Annotated in this window: 24 protein-coding genes; 21 read left to right on the plus strand and 3 right to left on the minus strand. The window is 32.0% G+C overall.

Annotated elements, in window-relative coordinates; genetic code table 11:
• Positions 1–83: 83 nt before the first annotated feature.
• The 17 genes from EAH81_RS14160 (at position 84) to rpe (ending at position 14,896) form a co-directional block, all read left to right on the plus strand.
• Entirely contained in the window at positions 84–1,046 is a 963-nt protein-coding gene (locus tag EAH81_RS14160) for a hypothetical protein (protein WP_140508151.1), read from the plus strand.
• Between the two features lie 255 nt (positions 1,047–1,301).
• A complete protein-coding gene (locus tag EAH81_RS14165) occupies positions 1,302–2,063 on the plus strand; it encodes a hypothetical protein (protein WP_140508153.1) in 762 nt (253 codons plus the stop codon).
• Positions 2,064–2,067: 4 nt separating this feature from the next.
• The gene (locus EAH81_RS14170; RefSeq protein ID WP_140508155.1) at positions 2,068–4,854 is read left to right on the plus strand and encodes a carboxypeptidase-like regulatory domain-containing protein; all 2,787 of its coding nucleotides are present in this window, start codon (positions 2,068–2,070) and stop codon (positions 4,852–4,854) included.
• 4 nt (positions 4,855–4,858) lie between these two features.
• On the plus strand, positions 4,859–6,049 hold the full coding sequence (locus tag EAH81_RS14175; protein WP_140508157.1) for a DUF4249 domain-containing protein: 1,191 nt from the start codon (positions 4,859–4,861) through the stop codon (positions 6,047–6,049).
• On the plus strand, positions 6,037–7,779 hold the full coding sequence (locus EAH81_RS14180; protein WP_140508159.1) for a hypothetical protein: 1,743 nt from the start codon (positions 6,037–6,039) through the stop codon (positions 7,777–7,779). Before EAH81_RS14175 ends, EAH81_RS14180 begins: the two co-directional genes overlap by 13 nt.
• A gap of 180 nt (positions 7,780–7,959) precedes the next feature.
• On the plus strand, positions 7,960–8,388 hold the full coding sequence (locus EAH81_RS14185; protein ID WP_140508161.1) for a hypothetical protein: 429 nt from the start codon (positions 7,960–7,962) through the stop codon (positions 8,386–8,388).
• A gap of 230 nt (positions 8,389–8,618) precedes the next feature.
• Positions 8,619–10,271 (plus strand): ATP-binding protein, encoded by a 1,653-nt coding sequence (locus tag EAH81_RS14190; RefSeq protein WP_241676564.1) that lies wholly within the window; start codon positions 8,619–8,621, stop codon positions 10,269–10,271.
• Positions 10,272–10,424: 153 nt separating this feature from the next.
• Positions 10,425–10,568 carry a hypothetical protein gene (locus EAH81_RS27420; protein ID WP_161595809.1) on the plus strand — a complete coding sequence of 48 codons (144 nt, stop codon included), beginning with the start codon at positions 10,425–10,427 and terminating at the stop codon, positions 10,566–10,568.
• Between the two features lie 11 nt (positions 10,569–10,579).
• The gene (locus tag EAH81_RS27425; RefSeq protein ID WP_161595810.1) at positions 10,580–10,723 is read left to right on the plus strand and encodes a hypothetical protein; all 144 of its coding nucleotides are present in this window, start codon (positions 10,580–10,582) and stop codon (positions 10,721–10,723) included.
• Between the two features lie 10 nt (positions 10,724–10,733).
• A complete protein-coding gene (locus EAH81_RS27430; RefSeq protein ID WP_161595811.1) occupies positions 10,734–10,877 on the plus strand; it encodes a hypothetical protein in 144 nt (47 codons plus the stop codon).
• 9 nt (positions 10,878–10,886) lie between these two features.
• Complete coding sequence (locus EAH81_RS27435; protein WP_161595812.1) at positions 10,887–11,030, plus strand: hypothetical protein; 144 nt, start codon at positions 10,887–10,889, stop codon at positions 11,028–11,030.
• 11 nt (positions 11,031–11,041) lie between these two features.
• Entirely contained in the window at positions 11,042–11,194 is a 153-nt protein-coding gene (locus tag EAH81_RS27440; RefSeq protein ID WP_161595813.1) for a hypothetical protein, read from the plus strand.
• Positions 11,195–11,211: 17 nt separating this feature from the next.
• Positions 11,212–11,361 carry a hypothetical protein gene (locus tag EAH81_RS27445; protein WP_161595814.1) on the plus strand — a complete coding sequence of 50 codons (150 nt, stop codon included), beginning with the start codon at positions 11,212–11,214 and terminating at the stop codon, positions 11,359–11,361.
• 239 nt (positions 11,362–11,600) lie between these two features.
• On the plus strand, positions 11,601–12,347 hold the full coding sequence (locus tag EAH81_RS14195; protein ID WP_140508164.1) for a LytR/AlgR family response regulator transcription factor: 747 nt from the start codon (positions 11,601–11,603) through the stop codon (positions 12,345–12,347).
• A gap of 201 nt (positions 12,348–12,548) precedes the next feature.
• Positions 12,549–12,800, plus strand: coding sequence for a hypothetical protein (locus tag EAH81_RS14200; RefSeq protein ID WP_140508166.1), 252 nt, complete (start codon positions 12,549–12,551; stop codon positions 12,798–12,800).
• Between the two features lie 155 nt (positions 12,801–12,955).
• Complete coding sequence (locus tag EAH81_RS14205; RefSeq protein ID WP_140508168.1) at positions 12,956–13,819, plus strand: RNA polymerase sigma factor RpoD/SigA; 864 nt, start codon at positions 12,956–12,958, stop codon at positions 13,817–13,819.
• A 414-nt stretch (positions 13,820–14,233) separates the two neighbouring features.
• On the plus strand, positions 14,234–14,896 hold the full coding sequence (gene rpe, locus EAH81_RS14210) for a ribulose-phosphate 3-epimerase (RefSeq protein ID WP_140508171.1): 663 nt from the start codon (positions 14,234–14,236) through the stop codon (positions 14,894–14,896).
• Positions 14,897–15,581: 685 nt separating this feature from the next.
• On the opposite strand, the gene EAH81_RS14215 is transcribed toward rpe, so the two are convergent.
• On the minus strand, positions 15,582–16,421 hold the full coding sequence (locus EAH81_RS14215; protein WP_194150824.1) for an AraC family transcriptional regulator: 840 nt from the start codon (positions 16,419–16,421) through the stop codon (positions 15,582–15,584).
• A gap of 84 nt (positions 16,422–16,505) precedes the next feature.
• Between EAH81_RS14215 and EAH81_RS14220 the strand changes: the two genes are divergently transcribed.
• A complete protein-coding gene (locus EAH81_RS14220; RefSeq protein WP_140508173.1) occupies positions 16,506–18,035 on the plus strand; it encodes an MFS transporter in 1,530 nt (509 codons plus the stop codon).
• Between the two features lies 1 nt (position 18,036).
• Here the strand turns inward: EAH81_RS14220 and EAH81_RS14225 are convergent, their stop codons facing one another.
• Both EAH81_RS14225 and EAH81_RS14230 read right to left on the minus strand, forming a co-directional pair.
• Complete coding sequence (locus tag EAH81_RS14225) at positions 18,037–18,819, minus strand: DNA/RNA non-specific endonuclease (protein WP_140508175.1); 783 nt, start codon at positions 18,817–18,819, stop codon at positions 18,037–18,039.
• A gap of 148 nt (positions 18,820–18,967) precedes the next feature.
• Positions 18,968–21,151 (minus strand): carboxy terminal-processing peptidase, encoded by a 2,184-nt coding sequence (locus EAH81_RS14230; RefSeq protein ID WP_140508178.1) that lies wholly within the window; start codon positions 21,149–21,151, stop codon positions 18,968–18,970.
• A gap of 203 nt (positions 21,152–21,354) precedes the next feature.
• Here EAH81_RS14230 and surE point away from each other — a divergent pair, with 203 nt between their 5' ends.
• The 3 genes from surE (at position 21,355) to lpxB (ending at position 23,585) form a co-directional block, all read left to right on the plus strand.
• On the plus strand, positions 21,355–22,134 hold the full coding sequence (gene surE / locus EAH81_RS14235) for a 5'/3'-nucleotidase SurE (protein WP_140508180.1): 780 nt from the start codon (positions 21,355–21,357) through the stop codon (positions 22,132–22,134).
• Positions 22,127–22,399 (plus strand): hypothetical protein, encoded by a 273-nt coding sequence (locus EAH81_RS14240; protein ID WP_140508183.1) that lies wholly within the window; start codon positions 22,127–22,129, stop codon positions 22,397–22,399. Before surE ends, EAH81_RS14240 begins: the two co-directional genes overlap by 8 nt.
• A 67-nt stretch (positions 22,400–22,466) precedes the next feature.
• A complete protein-coding gene (lpxB, locus tag EAH81_RS14245) occupies positions 22,467–23,585 on the plus strand; it encodes a lipid-A-disaccharide synthase (protein ID WP_140508185.1) in 1,119 nt (372 codons plus the stop codon).
• Positions 23,586–23,591: the final 6 nt, after the last annotated feature.

The raw sequence follows: 23,591 nt of genomic DNA on the forward strand, positions 1-23,591 counted from the left end.
CAGGGCAAACCTATTGCAATAATCACATATGGATTTGCTTAAATCAATAAAACTATTTCTTATATTTGTGATTATCGCAAATTATGAAATATCAAGAATCATTTTTAAAGGCAATTAGAAGTAAAATCCCAAAATCAGCTTCTGTAATAGAGGAAATTGCAACAGTTTTAGAGATAAGCTATGATGCATCGCATAGAAGAATATCTGAAAAAAGTAAATTTTCGATAGATGAAACGATCAAACTGGCAGATCATTTTAATATCTCGCTGGATAATTTATTTTCTAAAAAAGAAAAGGTAATTGTCGAAAAAACAATTGAAATAGAAACCTTAAAAGACATGCTTCATTATTTCAAGACATCAGCAGAACAAATCGAAATATTAACTAGAAATCCTAAAACAACACTATTTTACTCTGCCAAAGATATTCCGTTGTTTTATTTTATGGATGGAACAATCTTATCAAAATTCAAAGCTTTTGTCTGGCTCAATCTTTTAAACACAAATCAAAAAAAAGTGGCTTTTGAAAGTTTTATAATCGAGGAATCATTTGCAGAATATATGCAAAAATTAAAAAGTGTATATGAAAACACTGTAGTAAATGAAATTTGGAACGACACTACTATAAACAGTAGTTTACAACAAATTTTATACTTTCATGAGGCAGGTTTACTTTCTCTAAAAAATGCAAACGCCTTATGCAAAAACTTGAAAAGAATCATCAACTTAATTCAGGAAAAATGTAATGCATCAAATAATAACTTTAATATTTATTACAATGAGTTAATATTATTAAACAATAATATGCTCATAGAAACGGAAGAAAAACTAACGATGTTCGTTCCTTATACACTGCTGGGATATTTTATTACTGACAATGAAGAAAGCTGTAAAAACGTGCACCAATTTTTTAAACAGCAAATTATAAATTCAAAACCTTTGGGACAATCAGGGATTAAGGAACAAAATCTATTCTTTAACCGTGCCATTCGAAAAATTGATTATTATATCGAAAAGATTAATTCTCAAGTTGATCTATTATTTTAAAATTAAAACGCTCCCCTATCTTACTTTACTAAAGGTTATTCAAATAAATGAATTGAGGTTTTCGGTTTTTAATATTTTTCAAAAAAAATAATTAGTTTTTAGTTTTTCAAGACATTTGTCTACAAAATAACCCTATTTATTAAACAAAATGAGGTTTCCCGTAAAAAAATACGAATTTTTTATTATATTTTAACGTTTGTTGAATTTTTTGTCAGATAATTTTTCAATACTTTTGAGATCCACCAAACCAAAAACATGAAAACTATAATTCCTTTGAAAAATCACAAAAAAAATCACATCTGCATTATCATATTTGGATTTTTATTAAGTATTTCAAATTTATACAGCCAAAACAATAAAGAAGAGTCATTTTACAATTGGTTTGACAATTCTGTAGGCAAAGAAAACTTAAGTATCAACAATGGACCAGCTTACAAAGACACTTATGTAACTATTGGCGATAATAATATGTACTATGTTAATAAATTCATGAAGGGCAATGTAACTTATGACGGACAGATTTATTACGACATCAATATCAAATACAACATTAATAGCGATCAATTGATCATAAATCCAATTGGGGACTCCAAATATTCTTCAATAGCAGTTATTCAGGACAAGACATCTGCATTTTATGTAAATGGAAAAAACTTCGTAAAACTGAACAAAGAGGTGTCTACATTACCTCAACTGACAACAGGTTATTATGAATTGACTGCTCTTCGTGAAGGCTTTAACTTTTACATCAAACATTTTAAAAAGATGGAAAGTAAGACACAAGACTATAAAGCATATTCTTATTTTACAGAAGACAATAGTTATTTCATCTTTTATAATAAGACTTTTTATACCAGTAATAGTAAAAGTGAAATTATAAAAATATTCCCGGATCAAAAGAAACAGATTAATGATTTTTATGCAATGAATAGAGAAATTCGAAAATCAGACAACGATCAATTTATGATCAATCTCCTTAAATTCATTAACACTTCTCTATTAATTACAGAAAAATAATCTTATGAGAAAACTTCTACTTATTATACTTACTTTACTTTTCAATCCATTCATATTTGCACAGGAAACAAGCGATAAAGTATCTCTTGAATTTAAAGATGCGGATATGATGACTGTAATTCAAACTATTGAAGCATCATCGTCTTATAGATTCTATTTTGACGCTGAATGGATTAAATCAAATAAAAACTTATATACCGGAAGCTACAAAAATGTTTCTATTGATGAAGTATTAAACAAAGTATTCAGCAATACGAACCTTAACTTTCTTGTTCTTAAATCGAAAATAATTCTAACAAACAACAGCATTATTCACAATAAATTGCCTGCTAATTATTTTCCTAAATCAAATAATAACTTAGCAAATCAAACTGGTAGAACAATTCAAAATCCAATATTTTACCAACAATATGATTCTTTACAAAATAGTAGTGGTTCCAAAAAGAACTTAGCGATAACCTTTATAGGAAAAGAAACTGATATTACAGATAAAAAGAATTCTACTATTTCCGGATATATCAGAAACGCTTCGACCAACAAGCCTGAGCCTAATATCTACATGAAGGTACGCAACAAAAATATAAGTGCCGTTAGCGATCAGGACGGACATTATATCTTACAGGTTCCTCCCGGAATTAATGTAATAGAAATTAAAACACTTAGTTTTAAAAAGCTTGCACAAACAATAATGGTTTATAATGATGGACCGCTTGATATTGAAATTCAGGAAGACACCAACTTACTGGATGAAGTTATTATAAGAAGCAAAAGACCAAAAACGGTAGAAAGTGTTATTTCAGGGCTTGTATCTATTGATATCGAAGCTTCAAAGACGGTTCCTTTAATATTAGGAGAACGCGACATCCTTAAAATAGCAACTACTTTCCCCGGGATAAAAACTACCGGAGAAGGTTCTGCGGGATTTAATGTTCGTGGAGGAAAAGAAGACCAAAACTTAGTGCTTCTGGACAATGCTGTACTTTATAATCCGCAGCATTTCTTAGGTTTTTTCTCTGCAATAAATCCTTATACCGCCAAAAAAGCCGATATTTATAAAGGTAGTATTCCTGCTGATTTTGGCGGACGTTTATCTTCTGTTTTTGATATAACTACAAAAAATGGTAACGCCGAAAAATTTTCAGGCGAAGGCGCCGTAGGTCCAATTACTTCTAATATTACGGTTGGAATGCCTATTCAAAAAAATAAATCAAGCATTATTGTTGGATTAAGAGCTACTTATTCTGACTGGATTCTAAAATCTTTAGACAATGAAGATTTAAAAAATAGTGAAGCCGGATTCTATGACGGAATTATGAAATACAACAACACTATTAACAAAAACAATTCAGTAGAAGCGACTTTGTATTACAGCCATGACCGTTTTAGAATAAGCTCTGATTCCTTGTACAAATACAGTAACCGTCTTGCATCTGCAAAATGGGATCATACTTTTAATAAGAAAAATAAAGGATCCTTATTTTTTACCAATAGTGAATACAAATTCAACATTGATTACGATTCTAACAACAAAAATAATTCTTTTGATTTTGGATACAAAATCAACGAAACACAGCTTATGGCTAAGCTTAACTATGTGTACAGTGAAAAACATAGTATAAACTATGGTATTTCGAGCAAGTTATACAATGTTGATCCGGGATATCAACATGCCAAAAGTCCTGATTCACCTTTGGTTCCAATTGACATTGAAAAAGAAAGGGGTCTTGAATCGGCTATTTTTATATCAGACAATTTTAAGTTAAACAGTAAATTATTAATCGATATAGGATTACGTTATTCATTTTATGCAGCATTGGGAGAAGCCAATCAGGCAGTATATCAAAGCGGATTACCTCTGGATGACGCATCCTATATTGAAACAAAACATTACGGAAACAATGAAGTTATAAAAACATACGGAGGTCTTGAACCTCGTATCGCTGCTCGTTATTTCTTTACAGATGATTTTTCTATAAAAGCCAGTTTTGATCAAACAAGACAATACATACACCTGCTTTCGAATAATGTAACTCAATCTCCAACAGATACGTGGACTTTATCAAATACAAATGTAAAACCGCAAAGCGGACAGCAATATTCTTTAGGTTTATACAAAAACTTGCATGATAACGAAATCGAACTTAGTCTGGAAGGTTATTACAAAAGATCACAAAATATATTAGACTACAAAGTTGGTGCAGAATTAATCCTGAATGACAATGTAGAAACCCAACTTTTGCAAGGAGAAGGAAAAGCATATGGTGTTGAGTTTTTAATAAAAAAATCAATTGGAAAATTAAACGGATGGATTGGATATACGTATTCCAGAACGCTTATAAAACTGGACAGTAAATTTGATTCGGAAATAGTAAATAACGGTAAATATTTTGCCGCAAATTTTGACAAGCCTCATGACTTGAGTGCTGTTTTAAATTATAAATTTACAAAACGTTATAGTTTATCAACCAACTTTTTATACCAGACCGGAAGACCAATTACATATCCTATTGGAACGTTTCAATATGGAAATGCTGAATATACCTTATATAGTGACAGAAATAAATATCGAATTCCGGATTATATCCGTTTAGATATTGGGCTTAACATCGAAGGGAATCATAAAATAAAAAAACTGGCACATAGTTTCTGGAATGTATCCGTGTACAATGTGTTAGGCAGAAGCAATCCGTATTCTGTTTATTTTGTAACCGAAAAAGGGCAAATAAAGGCATACAAAACGTCTATATTTTCTATTCCGGTTCCTAGTATTACTTATAATTTTAAATTCTAACGAAATGCATTTTAAAACTGAAATAATCAAACATACCAATAAAATCATTCTGTTCTTTCTGCTAAGTTTTTTCATTAGCAGTTGTTCAGAAAGCTATAACTTACAGACAGACACTTATGAAGAAGCTATAGTTATAGAGGCAACTTTGACTAATGAACTTAAAAACCAGGAAATAAAGATTACCAAAACTTCCCGATTCGAAGACGAAGAAGTCACTGTAGAAACCGGTGCAAATGTGATTGTAAAGGATAATCTTAACAACGAATATCTTTTTACAGAGAAATCCGGTAAGTATGTTTCGGAATCAGCGTTTGAGGTGGTTTCCGGCAGACAATATTCTTTGGAAATAAAAACTAAAGATGGTAAAGTTTATAAATCATCTTCAGAAACTTTACCAACCGTAAGTCCTATTACTGACATTACTCCAAGCGTGGTCGTAAACAATAAAAATGAGACTGGTATACAAATGAATGCAAACAGCTATGATGCAAACCGAACTTCTAATTATTATCGTTATGAATATGAAGAAACTTTTAAAATTGTAGCTCCCAGATGGACTTCAGAAAGAGCTGTCGTAACCGGGCCTAAAAACATACGAATAGACGATGACAATGATCCAGCCAAAAAAATCTGTTATTCCACACAAAAATCAACCGATATAATCGTAACCAGTACCAACAATCTAACAGAAGATCGTGTTAATTTTCCTGTACGATTTATCAAGCAAGATGATTATAAGATTGCCCAAAGATACAGTATCCTGGTAAGACAGTATGTAGAAAATAAAGCAGCTTATACTTTTCATAAAACTATGAAAGAGATATCGAGCTCTACTAGTGTATTATCTCCAAAACAGCCTGGTGTATTTTCCGGAAACATAAGATGTATTAGTAATGTAGACGAAAAAGTTATGGGCTATTTTGATGTTGCATCGGTATCCTCTCAAAGAATCTTTTTTAACTATACAGATTTTTTTCCTTCTACAGATAAACCTGCTTATATTAGTGAATGTGAGCCTATGAAACTTAACTTTTGTTTTGAAGCTAATACAACCCCTCCATGTGATGGATATACCATAATTTCAGGCCTTCAAGGTGGTGGACTATTATACTACTTTGGTAGCTATGTAGAAGCAATATGTGGAGATTGTACAAAATTTTCGTCTAACGTAATACCTTCATTTTGGAAAGAATAAAATACATTTTACTATTGATATTGCTTATCAATACAAAACCGATTATAGCGCAAAACACTTCAATAAATGAAAGTGTATTTATCCATGCAAATGCAACGACTTTTGTAACCGGAGAGAAACTTTTGTATAAAATTTATAGCTTAAAAAACACAGACAAAACTCCAAGTACCGTTAGTAAAGTAGCCTATGTTGAACTTATAGACGCCTGTGGAAAAAACATTTTCAAGAACAAACTCTACTTAAAAAACAGCAGCGGAGAAGGTGATTATTTTATCCCTACAACCATTAAAACCGGTGGTTATAAACTTATTGGATACACCAATTGGATGTTAAACTCAGATGCTTCTAAAATATTCCAAATTGATATTAAAATAATAAACCCGTATCAAATCAGCGAATCGAATGCAGTAGAAAGTAAAGCAGTTTCTGAAAAAACAAATCAGATAAACTCAGCATTAACTTCTTCATCTGTAACAGAAGAAAACGCATCAGACAAAAATTTTAAAATAAAAGTAAACAAAGACGTTTTCTCGAATCGTGAAAAAGTAACATTAGGCATAGAATCTTCTGCTTTATCACCAGAAAAAGGAAGCTATTCATTGTCTGTGCGTAAAAAAGACAATTTGCCAACAACAACTCAATTAACGGCAAGTGATTTTTCTAAAATTCCATCTGAAATTGAAAATAATGTCCAAAATAAAAACGCAATAGTTCTTCCTGAACTTCGTGGAGAAATGATTTCCGGTAAAGTGATTTCAAAAAACTCTGTAAACAATAGTCTACAAAATATAATTGTAGCATTGTCTATACCAGGAAAATCATTTGCTTATAAAGCTATAAAAACAAATGAAGCTGGTCGTTTTATTTTTAATGTAGACAAACCTTATTATAACAACGAGATCGTTATACAAATTATTGGGGAACAAAAAGAAAACTACACTATAGAACTTGATAAAGCAAGCGAGCCGGATTATTCAAAATTAGCGTTTCAATCCTATTTTAATTTACCGGGCGAGATCGAAGAAACCTTGTTGGAAAGATCTGTTGCGAGCCAAATCGAAAACGCCTACTATACAGACAAAACAGACAGTATAATTAAACCGGATTATATCAATCCGTTTTACTATCCGGTTGCCAAACAATATATTCTTAGTGATTATACAAGATTCCCATCTTTAAAAGAAACCATTACCGAAGTAGCAACAGAACTGTATTATAGACAAAGCGGCGCCGATTATTCTTTGCATGTAAATGATTATAGCCTTCATACGCAATTACCTGAAAAGCCATTAGTGATAGTTGACGGTTTTATGCTGCAAAATATAAATGAACTTTTCAATTTTAACATGGCAAACGTGTACAGTATTAGTATCATAACGGGTCAGTATTATGTAGGTCCACAAGTTTTTAATGGTGTAATAAGTTTTGTTACCCTAGAGGGTAATTTCACCAGTTTACAAAAAGACAATTACATCTTTAAACCTACTGTTTTAAGACCTTCAGTAAAAAAATCATATTATAGTCCGGATTATGCTGCTGGAAACAATTTGCAGCGAATTCCGGATTACAGATACCAATTGTTATGGAAACCAGATGTAACATTAGATCAAAAAGAAGATGATATCTCTTTTTATACCTCTGATGTAAAAGGAAGCTTTGAAGTTGTTTTAGAAGGCTTTACTGAAAAAGGACAACCCGTTTATCTTTCTAAAACTATTAGTGTGGAATAAAAAACAGGTTTTTTTGAGGAATTAACTAACAAAATGGGGCAAATTCAGGAAGAGTTTTAACAAATAGTCAATAAAATTAGCGTTAATAAAGAAAAACTAAAGGTATTTCATAATTTATTCAAAGAAAAAAAATACCTTTAGCCTACCAAAAATAAAAATTTTAACCCTAAAAACCCTGTTATGGACGATCAAGTTATCCAGATTACAAAAATCAACACCGAAGATTTTATATTTAAAGACATACAAAATATAACTTTTCCAATTCCTCCGCTGGCTTCGGCAAACTTTTATGACAATGACGGAGTACAAACCTTAAAAGTCTGTTCTACCGTATATATCAATTCTAAAGGAACAGAAAAACCTACAGTACAAAGAACAACACAGGACGACAGCACTTTAACCATTTATTATGACTACGAATGGGACGAGATCTCTCCAGACACTTATAACGTCTATTACATAGAAACAGATTATACCTCTGACACTATTGGAGATATCACAGAAGTTATCACTTACTTAAAGTATACACCTTCAACAACTGTTGTAGGCCCTGGCGATGGAGGAGATCCGACACTATCTAGAGGTACAAAGACAAGTTCAGGAGGTTGATCCAAAACCAGTGCTACGCTAAATTTATAGATTCCCATCATTATGTGTTGATGATTATCGTTTTATTGTAAGTATTTGATGCAATGACACCTACAATAAAACGATAATCATCAATACTATTATTAGATCTAGTAATTTTCAAAATACCACTGATGATTCGAAAAATAAATCGCTTTCTTTTTCTACTTCTTTTTTTTCCCTTAATAGTTTTAGCACAACAACATAAAAGTTTGAATTATTTTGAGATTGCTATTCAAAAAAAAGCAAAGTCGGATAAGAGTCAAATCAACTTTAACAAAGCACATTATTTTTTTTTAAAAAAAGAATGGGATTCAACATTGGTATATGCAATGAAGCAATTGAATTCTAAGTCTGATTTAGAAACAAAAGATTATTGTCATTATTTTAGAGGTTATTCCTTAAAAAAGAAAGAACTTTACAAACAAGCAATAGTTGAATTCAGCTTAGTAAACAAATCTTTCCAATATTATTATCTGGTCGATAACAATATTGGTCATTTATTTCTTTTAAAAAAAGAAATAAAAAAAGCAATTGTTTATTTTTTAAAGGCAGAAAATGAAATATTGAATCGTAAAGATGAGAACGAAATAGCTGATTTATATACAAATATTGGAATATGCTACTTACACTTAAATCAATTTGCAAAAGCAGAATCTTATTTTAAAAAAGACCTCCTTTTAAATTCTAAACGAGCTACAAAAAATGTAATTCGATCCAATATAAATCTTGCCGGTCTTTATTATCAACAATATAAAGACTCACAAGCTATTTACTATTTTCGAAAAGCCTACACCTTATCTAAAAGTATAAACGATTTCAACTTAAAACAAACTACAGCATTCAACATGGCTGTTGTAGAAGAAAACAGAGGTGATTTTAAGAAATCTTTAAAATATAGAAAAGAATCCGAACAATGGCAAGACTCACTCAACAATCAAAATAAAATATGGGCAGTCGCTGATTTTGAGAAAAAGTTTGCCGTGGCGCAAAAACAAAAACAAATTAAAGTACTTGAAGTCCAAAACAAGCTTAAAAACGCAGAACGCAACGCTTTCTTTTTTGCTGCAATTGGTTTATTATTAATTTTAACTGCCGGTGTTTATGTTTATGCTCAAAAAGTAAAAAATGCCAAAATTATATTACTTCAAAAAAATAAACTCGACGAACTCAACGCGACTAAAGATCAATTGTTCTCGATTGTAAGTCATGATTTAAGATCTTCTGTAAATGCATTAAAAACCAGTAATGCAAAATTATCCGCAACTCTCGAAACTAAAAATTACGACGAACTACACCAGCTTATCATACAAAATAGTAGTATTGCAAATGGCGCTTACAGTTTACTAGACAATTTATTGCATTGGGCAATGCTGCAAACCAAACAATTGTATTTTCATAAAGAATCCGTTCATTTGTACTCTATCGTACAACAAATCGAGTACAATTACAAACCTTTACTTCTTGATAAGACATTAACCTTTGAAAATTCAGTTTCTAAAAACATTTTCATTTTTGTAGATCTTGATTCGTTAAAAATTGTGCTTCGAAATTTATTAGATAATGCTATTAAATTTTCTAATGAAAATGGAAAAATAAGTTTTTACACAGAAGACACCAATACTGACTTTTGCAAACTTATTATTGAAGATTCAGGTATAGGAATGAAAGAAAACACTATTAAAGAATTGCTTTCAGAGGGAGAATTATTGGCAAAGAAAGACAACTCCGAAATTATAGGAACTGGTTTAGGCTTGCAATTGTGTAAACAAATGATCAAAAAAAACAGCGGAACCTTAGCTATAGAAAGTGAACTGAACAAGGGAACAAAAATGATTTTGGCTTTCCCAAAAACTATTGCTTAATACCCTATTTTTAAAATAAAGCAATCCTATCGTTTTCTTCAAAAGTCTATTAGCCAGATCAAAAAAATCATCTGATTCCGAATTATCTTATATTTTTTATAGTTGCCTTATTTTTTTGACTACTTTTATTTTATTAACCCAAAAATGAAAACTATGAAAAATAAAGCAACCGAAGACAAAACAAAAACATCAAATCTTAAAGGCTTCACTGCTCTTTCCAGAAAACAATTACAAACTGTTTTAGGAGGAGTAGACCCAACAACATCAAGAGGGACAAGAACAAGTGCAGGAGATTAATTCAAAAAACGATGAAAAATAAAGCAACCAAAAACACGGAGAAAACATCAAGTCTTAAAAACTTCTCTGCTCTTTCCAGAAAACAATTACAAACTATTTTAGGAGGATCAGATCCAACAACATCTAGAGGCACAAGAACGAGTTCAGGAGACTAATCAAAAAACTATGAAAAACAAAACAACCAAAAACACGGCAAAAATATCGAGCCTAAAAAACTTCACTCCTCTTTCCAGAAAGCAATTACAAACTATTTTAGGAGGAACAGATCCAACAATATCTAGAGGTACAAGAACAAGTGCGTCAGATTAATTAAAAACTATGAAAAATAAAGCAACCGAAGACACAACAAAAACATCAAGCCTTAAAAACTTCACTCCTCTTTCCAGAAAACAATTACAAACTATTTTAGGAGGAACAGATCCAACATTATCTAGAGGCACAAAGACAAGTGCGGGAGATTAATTCAAAAAACTATGAAAAATAAAACAACCACAAACACAGAGAAAAAATCAAGCCTTAAAAGCTTTACTGCTCTTTCCAGAAAACAATTACAAACTATTTTAGGAGGAACAGGAGATCCGGTAACATCTAGAGGTACTAAAACAAGTATACCAGACGAACCATAACCAAAAAATAAAACCCTATGAAAAACAAAGCAACCAAAAACACAGACAAAACATCAAGCCTTAAAAACTTCTCTGCTCTTTCCAGAACACAATTACAAACTGTTTTAGGAGGCGAAGATCCGAAAATTTTTAGAGGCACAAAGACAAGTATACCTGATAATCCATAATTTTTCTTTAACTAATCAAATTTAAGAGATTAATCTTTTTATAAAATCCCAATCTATGATTATAAATTAATAGATTGGGATTTTACTTTAATGCATTCTCTAAATCACCATACTATCTCTGTTTATATAAACATCCTTAAAAAATACGCCTTAAACAATCCTTTTCTCTATAATAATTCTTTACTTTACTCCACCAAAAGTCTTATTAACAATACTTGCTTTCCCAAAAACAATAAATAATGGATAATATCAATGTTTTAATAATAGAAGATACTCCAGAACAAGGCGATGCTCTTACCAAAGTATTGCTTGAAAACAATTACACCGTTGCCGGAGTAGCCAAAAACTTTACAGATGCTATAAAGCTTTTTTACGAAAACACCGTTGATGTTATTATCATCGATGTGTTTCTTGACGGAAAACCAGACGGAATCACTTTTGCAGAATCCATAAACATTATTCCAAACGCTTCAAAACCATTTGTGTTTTTAACCAGTTCGCATGATCGTCAGATTTTTGAACGTGCAAAGCTCACGAAACCGTTCAGTTTTTTAATGAAGCCTTTTAATGAGTTAGAAATTCTGTATGCTATAGAAATGGCGGTCGAGAAATTCTATGAACAAACCAATGTATTTTTAAGCGAAGAACAAGACACTGTAATCAGCAGTGATTACTTATTTATAAAAAAGAAAAACTCCCTAAAAAAAGTTTCTATAAACGACATTCTATACATTGAAGTCGAAGAACGATATTGCAATATTATTACCGAAAAAGAAAAATTTGTCATTCAAATCTCCCTGACTAAAATCAGTAATTTATTGGACAAAAATAAATTCATAAAAACCCATCGAAACACTCTTGTCAATACAGACAAAATCGAAGAAATCATTCTCGCTGATAATCTTGTGATCCTAAAAGGAAATCATAAAATAAATCTAAGCGATACTTATAAAGATTTTATCAAAAAAATGAATATTTTATCCTAAAAAGACATTCTTTTAAAATAAGAAAACGACAAATCCTCTTTGTTTCAAAGAGGATTTGTCGTTTTCTTATTTGCTCAGATTCTGATCTAAAACCTTTTTTAAAGATTTTTATGACAGGAAAACTGGCTTTCGTGACATTTCTCCGCTAAAAAAGCAAAATCGAAATTATTTTTACGCTTGTAACCTACAAAACAACTATAAATGAGAATTGCATTAATCAACCAACCCGATATGAGACCTTTAGTAATCATAAAAAAAATAATCAATAATCCCTGGGTTGGAGTTCTTGTTTCATTAGCTGTAATAATTCCATGTTTATACGAGATTCTGGATGATATTACGGTTCTTAGAAAAGAATATATAGTATTGTTAATCTCATTTCCGATCTACATAAAATCACTTAAAAAGATATTTGACGAAATTTTAGACACCTCAGATGATTTTTCCGAGTAAAAATAACTTTTGCCCCACCCTGATAAAACACTCCTAATTAGATACTTATGCCGGAGTGTTTTTCTTTTTTAAAATATTTTCCAACTATTTGTAACTTTTTTGTATCTTCTTACGTATAACTATTTGTACACTTAAAAATTGAGGAGACAAAAAACATGAGACAACTTAAAATCACCAAGCAGGTAACCAATCGTGAAACTGCATCGTTAGACAAATACCTACAAGAAATTGGAAAAGTTGACCTAATTACCGCTGATGAAGAGGTAGAATTAGCACAAAGAATAAAGGCCGGTGATCAAAAAGCATTAGAAAAATTAACAAAAGCCAACCTACGTTTCGTTGTATCGGTTGCTAAACAATATCAAAATCAAGGTTTAACTCTTCCTGACTTAATTAATGAAGGAAACTTAGGTTTAATTAAAGCGGCTCAACGTTTTGATGAAACTCGTGGTTTCAAATTCATTTCTTATGCTGTATGGTGGATTCGTCAATCGATTCTTCAAGCTTTGGCTGAACAATCGCGTATTGTTCGTTTACCATTAAACAAAATTGGTTCTATCAATAAAATCAACAAAATGTATGCTTTATTAGAGCAATCTAACGAGCGTCCACCTTCTGCTGAAGAAATTGCAAAAGAACTTGACATGACCGTAAATGACGTAAAAGAGTCTATGAAAAACTCTGGTCGTCACTTATCAATGGATGCACCTCTTGTTGAAGGTGAGGATTCTAACCTTTATGACGTATTACGTTCTGGAGAATCTCCAAACCCGGACAGAGAGTTAATTCACGAATCATTGCGTACTGAAATCGAGCGTTCATTAGAAACATTAACTCCAAGAGAGGCAGATGTTGTTCGTTTGTATTTTGGTCTTGGCGATCAACACCCAATGACTTTAGAAGAAATTGGAGAAACTTTCGATTTAACTCGTGAGCGTGTTCGTCAGATTAAAGAAAAAGCAATCCGCAGATTAAAACACACTTCAAGAAGTAAAATCCTTAAAACTTATTTAGGATAACATATAAAAAATAAATTCCAATATTTTAAAATTCCAAACTCCAATCATTGTTGGGATTTGGAATTTATTGCGAAAGTGCTTATATTGGACATTAAAGCAAACAACAGTTTGATTGACTGTTCGTTTTTTGATTGATGATTGAAACTCCGGCTGATTACCGGAGTTTTTTATTTTTTGTCAGAACGTTTTTTACCGCAAAGTTCATGAAGGTTTTTCATCTTTTGAATCTTGTAAAAATACAAAGTTCGCAAAGCTTTATGTTGACCAAACTTCACGCAAAGCTTTTTTGAACTTCATAAACTCATCAAACATTCGGCATAAAAACTTTGCGAACTTTGCGTAAATCTTAGCGGGCTTTGCGGTTAAATTTCAATGTAATATCTTTGTAAAAAAAACAACACACACAACTACACAATGAAGAATACACTTATAGCTCCTTCGGTTCTTGCAGCTGATTTTGCCAATTTACAACGTGATCTCGAAATGATCAATAACAGTCAGGCTGATTGGTTTCATATTGATATTATGGACGGAGTTTTTGTTCCGAATATTTCTTTTGGAATGCCTGTTTTAGAAGCAATTTCAAAACATGCAAAAAAATATATTGATGTACATTTAATGATTATTGATCCGGATCGATACATTAAAACTTTTGCCGATTTAGGCGCGAATGGCTTAACAGTACATTATGAAGCTTGTACGCATTTGCACAGAACATTACAAGCAATTAAAGCCGAAGGAATGAAAGCCGGAGTTGCGATTAACCCGCATACAAATATTGATTTACTAGAAGATGTAATCAATGATATTGACTTAGTTTGTATTATGAGTGTGAATCCGGGTTTTGGAGGACAATCGTTCATCGAAAATACTTACGATAAAGTCAAAAAACTAAAAGCTTTAATTACACGCAAAAATGCTTCAACATTAATCGAAATTGATGGCGGTGTAACAAGCAAAAATGCAAAGCAATTAGTAGAAGCCGGAGCGGATGTTTTGGTTGCCGGAAGTTTTGTTTTTAAAGCCGAAAACCCAACTCAAACTGTTGCAGAATTAAAAACTCTGACTACTTTTTAATTAAACAAAAATATAAAAACACAGGCCGAAGAGAAATCTTCGGCTTTTTTATTGAATTAAATCTATCCTGTCTTCTTAAGAAAATCAGCAAAATCACGGTTAATTCTATCCAACTCTTTTAAGTAGTTTTTTTTGCCACGAACCGAACTATAGTGAACAAGTGAAGCAATTCATGAATTATTTTTTCACGCAGATTTAAAAAGATTTATACAGATAAGCGCAGATTAATTTAATAAAAATCCAAAATTAGATTTGCTCTAATCTCTCAAATCTGCGTGAAACAACAAATCATTTTAATCTTAAGAATTCTATCTAACTTTTTTAAGTAGTTTTTTTTGAGTTAGTAACTCTTTATGAAACTCCTAAAATATTATCTTTTAAATTCTATCTAACTATTTTTTTAAGTTGCTGATAAATAAATCCTGGCGGGACGTCATATTTATAGAAAAAATTAACGGTTAGTTGATAAAACCCCATAGGGGTGGCATCTTAGCAATTAGATCTTAATATAGATGTCGCTCCGATGGAGCTTTAACCCTAAGAACGTTAATATTAGCTATAAATATGGCGCTCCTCCAGAGCTTTTAAAAATTAGGACTAAAGGCTTTATTCGCTTACACAAGTTAGCTACTATTTGTCAAAGCCCCAAACACACTTTCTTGAAATCTGTGGTTAAAAAGCAAAATCAATTCGATAAAACTTTAGCTTTTCTATACGCAGTAAGACTGATCTCATTATGTTTCTTAAAGAATTTATTCAGATGACTTTCATCAGAAAAACCAAATTCATCTACAATTTCATTAATTCTCATATCACTAAAAGTCAACCTATGCTCTATCAGTCTTAGTTTATAATTTGAAACGAAAGACTGAAGCGTTTCTCCGCAATTACTCTTAAAATAACTCCCAAGATAAGTATCCGATATATCAAATTTCTCTGCTATAGCCGAAGCTTTTAATTTCTCTGGAAAGAAAATATTGGTCTGAATATAACTAATGATTTCCAAAATTCTTTTATCAGCATTTTCCTTTACGCCGGATGGTTTTATTATCGCAATGTTTCGGGCAGCAATTACTATAAGTGCATTTACATAATGAGTAATTAAATCTTCATCATAAATATCTTTGTTATCAATAGCATAGATTAGCGATTCGGCAATTGATCTCACAAGAAATTCGTCTGCTTTTCGTTTCAAAATACAGCCTGACAAATGCGATGCATAATGCAGCAAACATTCAATATGATCAATACTTTTTGATCGATATTCTTTTACATATTCATTATTAATCTTAACCAATAAAAACTCTGTTGTCGTAGTAATATCAAAATTATGATAATCATTTGGTGTCAGTAACATTAGATTTCCCGTTTGATAAGAAATTGAATTTCCATTAATATGAAGAAATCCGGTGCCTGAAACCACATAAACCATCTGAAAAAAACTAAACTTCGAATTGACAATCGGACATTCATCTACTTTCTTATAAAGTACTTCAACAGACTGATGCATATTCTCTTTTTTCATCTTGCAAAAGTACTTCTTTATCATTTAATTGTACTGACAAACAATATTAATTCAGTTTATTTTTGCTAAAAAATATTAAAAAAAATGAAGCAAAAATTTTACTCCGCCAAAAACACTATTGTTTTAATCGCTATTTGTCTGGCTACATTGATGTTTTCTTTGGAAATTTCAAGTGTTCCGGTTATACTCCCAACGCTCGAAAAAGTACTTAATGCAAATCTCAAAGACATGCAATGGATTATGAACATCTATACAATAGGATGTACCACAGTTCTTATGGCTGCCGGAACATTAGCAGATCGATATGGCAGAAAACGCATTCTAATAATTACTTTAATTTTATTTGGCATTTCCTCGTTAATTTGTGGTTTGGCAGAAAATATTGCTGTGCTCATAATCAGTCGTTTTTTTCAGGGAATAAGTGGCGGCGCAATGCTTATTTGCCAAGTTGCCACATTATCCCATCAATTTCAAGAAGGAAAAGAACGCAGTAAAGCTTTTGGCATCTGGGGAATTATTCTGGGCGTTGGATTGGGTTTTGGACCTATAATAGGCGGATCAATAATAGCCCTGTTATCCTGGCAATGGGTATTTCTAATACATGTTCCCATAGCGCTTTTGGCTGTTATTTTGGTTTACGGTTACGTAGACGAATCTAAAGATTCTGACGCTAAAAAAATAGACATTTGGGGAATGATTACTTTGTCTACATCCGTATTTGGGTTAACCTATTTTATTACTCAAGGTCCGGATCTTGGTTTTACCAGTCCTATAGCTTTGAGTATTATAAGCCTTACAATTATAAGTTTTATTATCTTTTTAAAAGTCGAAAAAACGAATCAATATCCAATGTTTGATTTTTCGGTTTTCAAAATCCGCAATTTTTCGGGTGCCATTCTGGGATCTATCGGGATGAATTTTAGCTTTTGGCCCTTTATAATTTATTTACCTATTTATTTCCAAAGTTGTTTAGGATATGACGTGGTAACTGTAGGATTGTCTTTGCTGGCTTACACTCTTCCAACTTTAATTATCCCTCCTTTTGCCGAATATCTTTCGGTACGATATCGCACGGGAATTGTGATTCCGTTAGGTTTGTTTGTAATAGGATTAGGCTTTATTCTTATGAGATATGGCAGTACTGCTGAACATGCAAGTTGGTTAACAATGCTTCCCGGTTCTCTACTCGCAGGAATTGGATTAGGTTTAACCAATACACCTGTAACCAATACAACAACAGGTTCAGTCTCTTCCAATCGCTCAGGAATGGCATCAGGAATAGACATGAGTGCAAGATTAATTACCTTGTCTATTAATATTGCATTAATGGGATTTATATTAGTCGAAGGAATCTTTTCACACTTAAATACTGCATTTTCAGGATCTGTCAATAAAGCAGCATTGCGTTCCATTTCAGAAAAAGTAGCTGCAGGAAATTTTTCATCCCTTAAGCAAGATTTTCCGGAATTAGCAATATTAGATTCGTCAAATTCAGTCTTACATTCCGCGCTTGCTCATGGTTTTGAAATAATATTGCTTTATGGAGGAATTGGCGTTTGGATATTAGCCATTTTGAGTTTTATACTCTTTAACCCAAGAAAATTCAAAAACTGATTTAGAAATCCTTACTGCTTTTTAAGTTTTTCAAATTAGGGAAGAAATCAATTCCGGTCATTTTCTCCAAAGTTTCAATAGGAACTACAAAATCATATAGTGACTTATCGCTATCTTCATTCGGAACCAGAAAAGCAATTGCTTTATGTTCTTTGCCTGATTTAGTTAGAATAATTTTATAAAAATATTTAGGGACAGCAACATTTTCTGTCCCTATTTTTTTATCCGAATCATTCAAAATTCCGCCAGTTACCACATAAATATCATTGTATTTATCTGCCCAATAACGTGTTTTTTGTTCTAATCTATTCCAAATTCCGCTATTGAAATCATGTTTTTGAGGAGAAATATTAGAGGTGTAAAACGTATCATTATAAGCATTTTTGTCAAACTCCATGTCACCGGCAGGACAAAGATGTCCTTTATCATAACCTGATTTTTTATAATTTCTCCAATCTGCAGAACCAGTCGTTACTTTAGGATCTTCAATAAAATAAGGACGTTTGTAATCTCCATTTTTAAGATATTCTTTCTTTAATTCATAAGCAACCCATTCAGCCTGCTCATATTTTTCATTATAAGAAAGTGTATAATATTTGTGCTTTACAATTTGTTTTGTGGTTGAAGTGGGCAAATATGCAATCGTATACAAAGAATCAGTTGTATTTTGAGCCGAAGAAAAAGGAGATTGTTTTTCTTGTAATGTTACACTTTCTGTACTACTTTCTTTTTTACAAGACCATAATACAAAACTAATTAATCCCAAAACAATATAATTCTTCATACAATAGTTTTTTTTTCAATATTTGACTCGCAATGAGTACTTTCAAACAGATTACAAATTACTTCTTACCAGATATAAACTTACAAAAAAACGCTCCATAAATTTAAATTTATGGAGCGTTTTAATAACAAATTAATCCTTTGTAGAACTAAGATTTTACTAATTTATCTTTTTTCATTTTTGGAGAAACAGCGTTTTTCACAAAGCCTTTAGACTGTAAATCATCTAAAACATTTAAAGCTTCTTCTACATAAACATCTTTAGATAAAGCTTGATGCCAAGCATCTCTTTTTTCTTTTAATGTAGCGTCATTTTTCATTTCAAGTTCTTCGTAAGGCAATGATTTAAAAAGCAAACTGTTTTTATAATCTGAAATAGGTTTGTATTTTTTACCTTCATTTTCAACTTGCTCCTGAGTAGCTTTAAAGCTTGTAATATTTAAGCTATAAGTATTCTCTTTATTTTTAACATCGATCCATTTTGCATTATCTTCAATCAATTTGAATTGTGCATTTTGAGCGATTCTGTTTTTACTATTATCAATTGCTTTAGCAAAATTTTCGTTGGAAGTCCAAGTGCTATAATCTGCAGGATCAATTTTATCCCAAGGCATTGCATTGTCAATATCACGCTCACCCATTTTTAAATAAGCATAACGATCCGGCATAACAACATCACTATGAACACCTTCTAACTGAGTAGAACCTCCGTTGATTCTGTAAAACTTTTGTCCGGTAATTTTCAAAGCTCCTAAATCTCCATAATTTGCATTACGCACAAATTGATTCAGATCAAGTACATTTTGCACCGTTCCTTTACCATAAGTTTGTTTACTGCCAATGATAACTCCACGTTTGTAATCCTGAATTGCAGCAGCCAAAATCTCTGATGCAGATGCTGAGAAACTATTAACCATAATTACTAATGGTCCATCCCACTCGATTTTTTTATCTTTATCGTATAAAACCTCTTTCTTTTTTCCGGCAGATTTCACCTGAACAATTGGTCCTTCTTCAATAAATAAACCTGCAATATCAACCACTGTAGACAAAGATCCTCCACCGTCGTCACGTACATCAAGCACAATACCATTGATGTCTTCTTTTTTCAGTCTTTCAACTTCAAGAGCGATATCTTTTCCGGCATCACGACCATCTTTGTTTTCAAAATCAATGTAGAATTTAGGCAAATAAATCACCCCGTATTTCAATCCATTTCTTTCTACAATACTAGATTTAGCGTATGTTTCTTCGATTTCAACAACATCTCTGACAATTGAAATCACTTTAATTGTTCCATCAACTTTTTTAACAGTAAGCTTAACTTCAGTTCCCTTGTGTCCTTTGATTTTTTTCACAACATCATCAAGACGCATTCCTACTACATCAACCGGTTCTTCGTTTCCTTGTGCCACTTTCAAAATTAAATCTCCGGCTTCCAATTCTTTTCCTTTCCAGGCAGGACCTCCAGAAATCAATTCGTCAATTTGAGTAAAATCGTTTTTCTTAGTTAATCTTGCTCCAATACCTTCCAGTTTTCCGCTGATATTAACATCAAAACGGTCTTTTTCTTCCGGTGCAAAATAGCTTGTATGCGGATCAAAGCGAGTCATGATTGAGTTTACATATACAGAAAACCAATCTTCTTTGTTCAAATCTTTAATTACACCAAAATTGTCGTCCAATGATTTTAAAGAACTGTCACGAGTTTCTTTTTCTAATGCTTCAAAAGATTTTTCTTTATAAGCAGGATCTTTTTTCTTCTTATCCTCTTCTAATTTTTGTTTAGCAACAAGCGAAGAAAGTGTCGACAATTTGATTTGTTTTCTCCATCTTTCGTTAATTTCAGTCAGATTTTTTGCATACGGAATATGCTCATAATCTGCATTAAAACTCTCATCAACAGTATAGTTGAAGGGTTGCGCCAAAATAGTCTTATAACGTTTTTTGCTTTCTTCCATACGTTTCATCAATCTAGTATAAGTAAGATTGAAAAACGTCAGATCTTTATTCAAAAACTGATCATCTAACTGCAATTCATATTGTTTGAATTCGTCAATATCAGATTGCAGGAAGAATCTTTTTGAAGGATCCAGTGCCTCGATATAATCTTTAAAAATTCCTTTCGAAAACTCATCATTTATTTCTGCAGGGCTGTAATGTCCTTTTTCAATAACAAAAGCAAGCAATTCTAAAAGCGTTTTATCTCTATTTGGGTCCGGATCTACCGTCTTATCTGCATTAATTTTAAAAGCAAACAAGGTCAATGACAAGCATAATACGGCTATAAGTATTTTATAATTTCTTTTCATAAACTGAATAATAGCATTCATCAAATTTTTTAATCTAAGTTACGGTAAAAACTGTGCCAACAAAGCCAAGCCCACTATAATTTTTTGTTAAAGATATAAAAATGTTTGACGCGCTAAAACCTTCTTCAAATTAGTTGACAAATTTTACTTTATTTGTGACTATTCAACCAAAATCTGTCACTACATTTGTTTTAAAATCCTACATTAAAAACTATAATTCGTAAATGAAAAGCGAAAAACCACTGATATTAGTTACCAACGATGATGGTATTTTGGCTCCCGGAATCCGAGCATTAATAAGCGTTATGGAAACAATTGGCGAAGTTATCGTTGTTGCTCCTGACAAACCTCAAAGCGCCATGGGACATGCCATAACCATTAATAATACATTGTTCCTGGACAAAATCTCAAAAGAAGATGACATTATTACCGAATACAGCTGCTCCGGGACTCCTGTTGATTGTGTAAAACTGGCAGTAAACGAAATCTTAAAACGAAAACCCGATTTGTGTGTTTCCGGAATCAATCACGGTTCTAACTCTTCTATAAATGTAATTTATTCCGGAACTATGAGTGCTGCAGTTGAAGCCGGAATTGAAGGAATTCAGGCAATTGGTTTCTCCTTATTAGACTTTGACTGGAATGCCGATTTTGAGCAAGTAAAATCATTCGTTAAAAAAATAACTCTGGAAACTCTGGCTAATAAATTACCGCCAGGCGTTGTTTTAAATGTTAATTTTCCAAAATTAAAAGAGAACGAAATTAAGGGAATTAAAATTTGTCGTCAGGCGAAAGCTTATTATGCACAGAAATTTGACAAACGACAAACTCCTTATGGGAAAGATTATTATTGGCTTACAGGAAAATTCACCAACGAAGACAAAGGCGAAGATACTGACGAATGGGCTTTAGAAAACGGATATATTTCAGTCGTTCCGGTACAATTTGACTTAACGGCACACCATACTATACAACAACTTAATACTTGGAAATTAAATGAATAAAGCAGACATTCTTATCGGATTTATGATCGGTATTTTTACTTCTATTCTTGGAAGTTATTTGTTTATTACCTTTTTTACCACTTTTGACATTTCGACAGGAATTGAAACTATTAGAAAGCAAGGTTATTTAGGAAAAGTAATTACTTTGGGAACCATTTTAGATCTTGCTGTTTTTTTAATTCTTCTAAAAAGAAACAAAGAATTGATGGCAAGAGGAGTCGTGTTGGCTGTGATTGTTTTGGCAATTTCTACCTTATTTATTTAAATCTTATCTTTGCACTGCAAAAAAATATTGTGTTTAAAAATCGAAACACACTTTCAAAGAAATCTATATGAAGTATTACATAATAGCTGGCGAAGCCTCAGGAGATCTACACGGTTCAAATTTAATGAAGGCTTTGTATGAAGAAGATCCTCAAGCCGAAATTAGATTTTGGGGCGGCGATTTAATGCAAAAAGCTGGTGGAACATTAGTAAAACACTATCGTGAATTGGCCTTTATGGGTTTTATTGAAGTTATTTTCAATTTAAAAACCATTTTAAATAATATCAAAATTTGCAAAAAAGACATTACTGAATTTCAACCTGATGTTTTGATTTTTATTGATTATCCTGGCTTTAATATGCGTATTGCAAAATGGGCAAAAGCTTTAAACTATAAAACTCATTATTATATTTCTCCGCAAATTTGGGCTTGGAAAGAAAGCAGAATTACGGCCATAAAACAAGATGTCGACAAGATGTTTGTGATTTTGCCTTTTGAGAAAAGTTTCTACGAAGACAAACATCATTTTCCGGTAGATTTTGTGGGACATCCACTAATTGATGCGATCCAAAATCAACCTTTATTTGATGAAGCAACTTTCAGAAAAGAGAACCAATTGGGAGAAAAACCAATTATTGCTGTTTTACCAGGAAGCCGTAAACAGGAAATTACCAAAATGCTAAGCGTTATGCTAAGTGTTGTTGATGATTTTCAGGATTATGAGTTTGTGATTGCCGGTGCCCCGAGTCAGGATTTTGAGTTTTACCAGCAATTTATCAGCAACAAAAACATCGCATTTGTTTCGAATAAAACCTATGATTTACTTCGTTCATCGACGGCAGCTTTAGTAACTTCAGGAACTGCAACTCTGGAAACGGCTCTTTTTAAAGTTCCGGAAGTAGTTTGTTATAAAGGAAGTGCGGTTTCTTATCAAATTGCAAAACGCATTATAACCTTAAAATACATTTCGCTTGTGAATTTAATTATGGATCAGGAAGTTGTAACCGAATTAATTCAAAGTGATTGCAACACGAAACGCATTAAAGAAGAGTTGCAAAAATTACTTGAACCTCAATATCGTGAAAAACTATTAAAAAATTATGATATTCTGGAGCAAAAATTAGGCGGAGTTGGTGCAAGTAAAAAAACGGCAAAACTTATTGTAGCTGATTTAAAACAGGTTTAAAAATTT

The organism is Flavobacterium pectinovorum (genome assembly GCF_006438875.1).
In the GTDB taxonomy this organism is placed as follows: Bacteria; Bacteroidota; Bacteroidia; order Flavobacteriales; family Flavobacteriaceae; genus Flavobacterium; species Flavobacterium pectinovorum_A.

Excerpts from the sequence above, each read along its gene's own strand:
- EAH81_RS14160 (WP_140508151.1), top strand. The coding sequence starts at position 84 with ATGAAATATCAAGAATCATTTTTAAAGGCAATTAGAAGTAAAATCCCA.
- EAH81_RS14165 (WP_140508153.1), top strand. The coding sequence starts at position 1,302 with ATGAAAACTATAATTCCTTTGAAAAATCACAAAAAAAATCACATCTGC.
- EAH81_RS27430 (WP_161595811.1), top strand. The coding sequence starts at position 10,734 with ATGAAAAACAAAACAACCAAAAACACGGCAAAAATATCGAGCCTAAAA.
- EAH81_RS14230 (WP_140508178.1), bottom strand. The coding sequence starts at position 21,151 with ATGAATGCTATTATTCAGTTTATGAAAAGAAATTATAAAATACTTATA.
- EAH81_RS27445 (WP_161595814.1), top strand. The coding sequence starts at position 11,212 with ATGAAAAACAAAGCAACCAAAAACACAGACAAAACATCAAGCCTTAAA.
- EAH81_RS27425 (WP_161595810.1), top strand. The coding sequence starts at position 10,580 with ATGAAAAATAAAGCAACCAAAAACACGGAGAAAACATCAAGTCTTAAA.
- EAH81_RS14195 (WP_140508164.1), top strand. The coding sequence starts at position 11,601 with ATGGATAATATCAATGTTTTAATAATAGAAGATACTCCAGAACAAGGC.
- EAH81_RS27420 (WP_161595809.1), top strand. The coding sequence starts at position 10,425 with ATGAAAAATAAAGCAACCGAAGACAAAACAAAAACATCAAATCTTAAA.
- EAH81_RS14200 (WP_140508166.1), top strand. The coding sequence starts at position 12,549 with ATGAGAATTGCATTAATCAACCAACCCGATATGAGACCTTTAGTAATC.
- EAH81_RS14215 (WP_194150824.1), bottom strand. The coding sequence starts at position 16,421 with ATGAAAAAAGAGAATATGCATCAGTCTGTTGAAGTACTTTATAAGAAA.
- lpxB (WP_140508185.1), top strand. The coding sequence starts at position 22,467 with ATGAAGTATTACATAATAGCTGGCGAAGCCTCAGGAGATCTACACGGT.
- rpe (WP_140508171.1), top strand. The coding sequence starts at position 14,234 with ATGAAGAATACACTTATAGCTCCTTCGGTTCTTGCAGCTGATTTTGCC.
- EAH81_RS14240 (WP_140508183.1), top strand. The coding sequence starts at position 22,127 with ATGAATAAAGCAGACATTCTTATCGGATTTATGATCGGTATTTTTACT.
- EAH81_RS14175 (WP_140508157.1), top strand. The coding sequence starts at position 4,859 with ATGCATTTTAAAACTGAAATAATCAAACATACCAATAAAATCATTCTG.
- EAH81_RS27435 (WP_161595812.1), top strand. The coding sequence starts at position 10,887 with ATGAAAAATAAAGCAACCGAAGACACAACAAAAACATCAAGCCTTAAA.
- EAH81_RS27440 (WP_161595813.1), top strand. The coding sequence starts at position 11,042 with ATGAAAAATAAAACAACCACAAACACAGAGAAAAAATCAAGCCTTAAA.
- surE (WP_140508180.1), top strand. The coding sequence starts at position 21,355 with ATGAAAAGCGAAAAACCACTGATATTAGTTACCAACGATGATGGTATT.
- EAH81_RS14220 (WP_140508173.1), top strand. The coding sequence starts at position 16,506 with ATGAAGCAAAAATTTTACTCCGCCAAAAACACTATTGTTTTAATCGCT.
- EAH81_RS14185 (WP_140508161.1), top strand. The coding sequence starts at position 7,960 with ATGGACGATCAAGTTATCCAGATTACAAAAATCAACACCGAAGATTTT.
- EAH81_RS14225 (WP_140508175.1), bottom strand. The coding sequence starts at position 18,819 with ATGAAGAATTATATTGTTTTGGGATTAATTAGTTTTGTATTATGGTCT.
- EAH81_RS14170 (WP_140508155.1), top strand. The coding sequence starts at position 2,068 with ATGAGAAAACTTCTACTTATTATACTTACTTTACTTTTCAATCCATTC.
- EAH81_RS14205 (WP_140508168.1), top strand. The coding sequence starts at position 12,956 with ATGAGACAACTTAAAATCACCAAGCAGGTAACCAATCGTGAAACTGCA.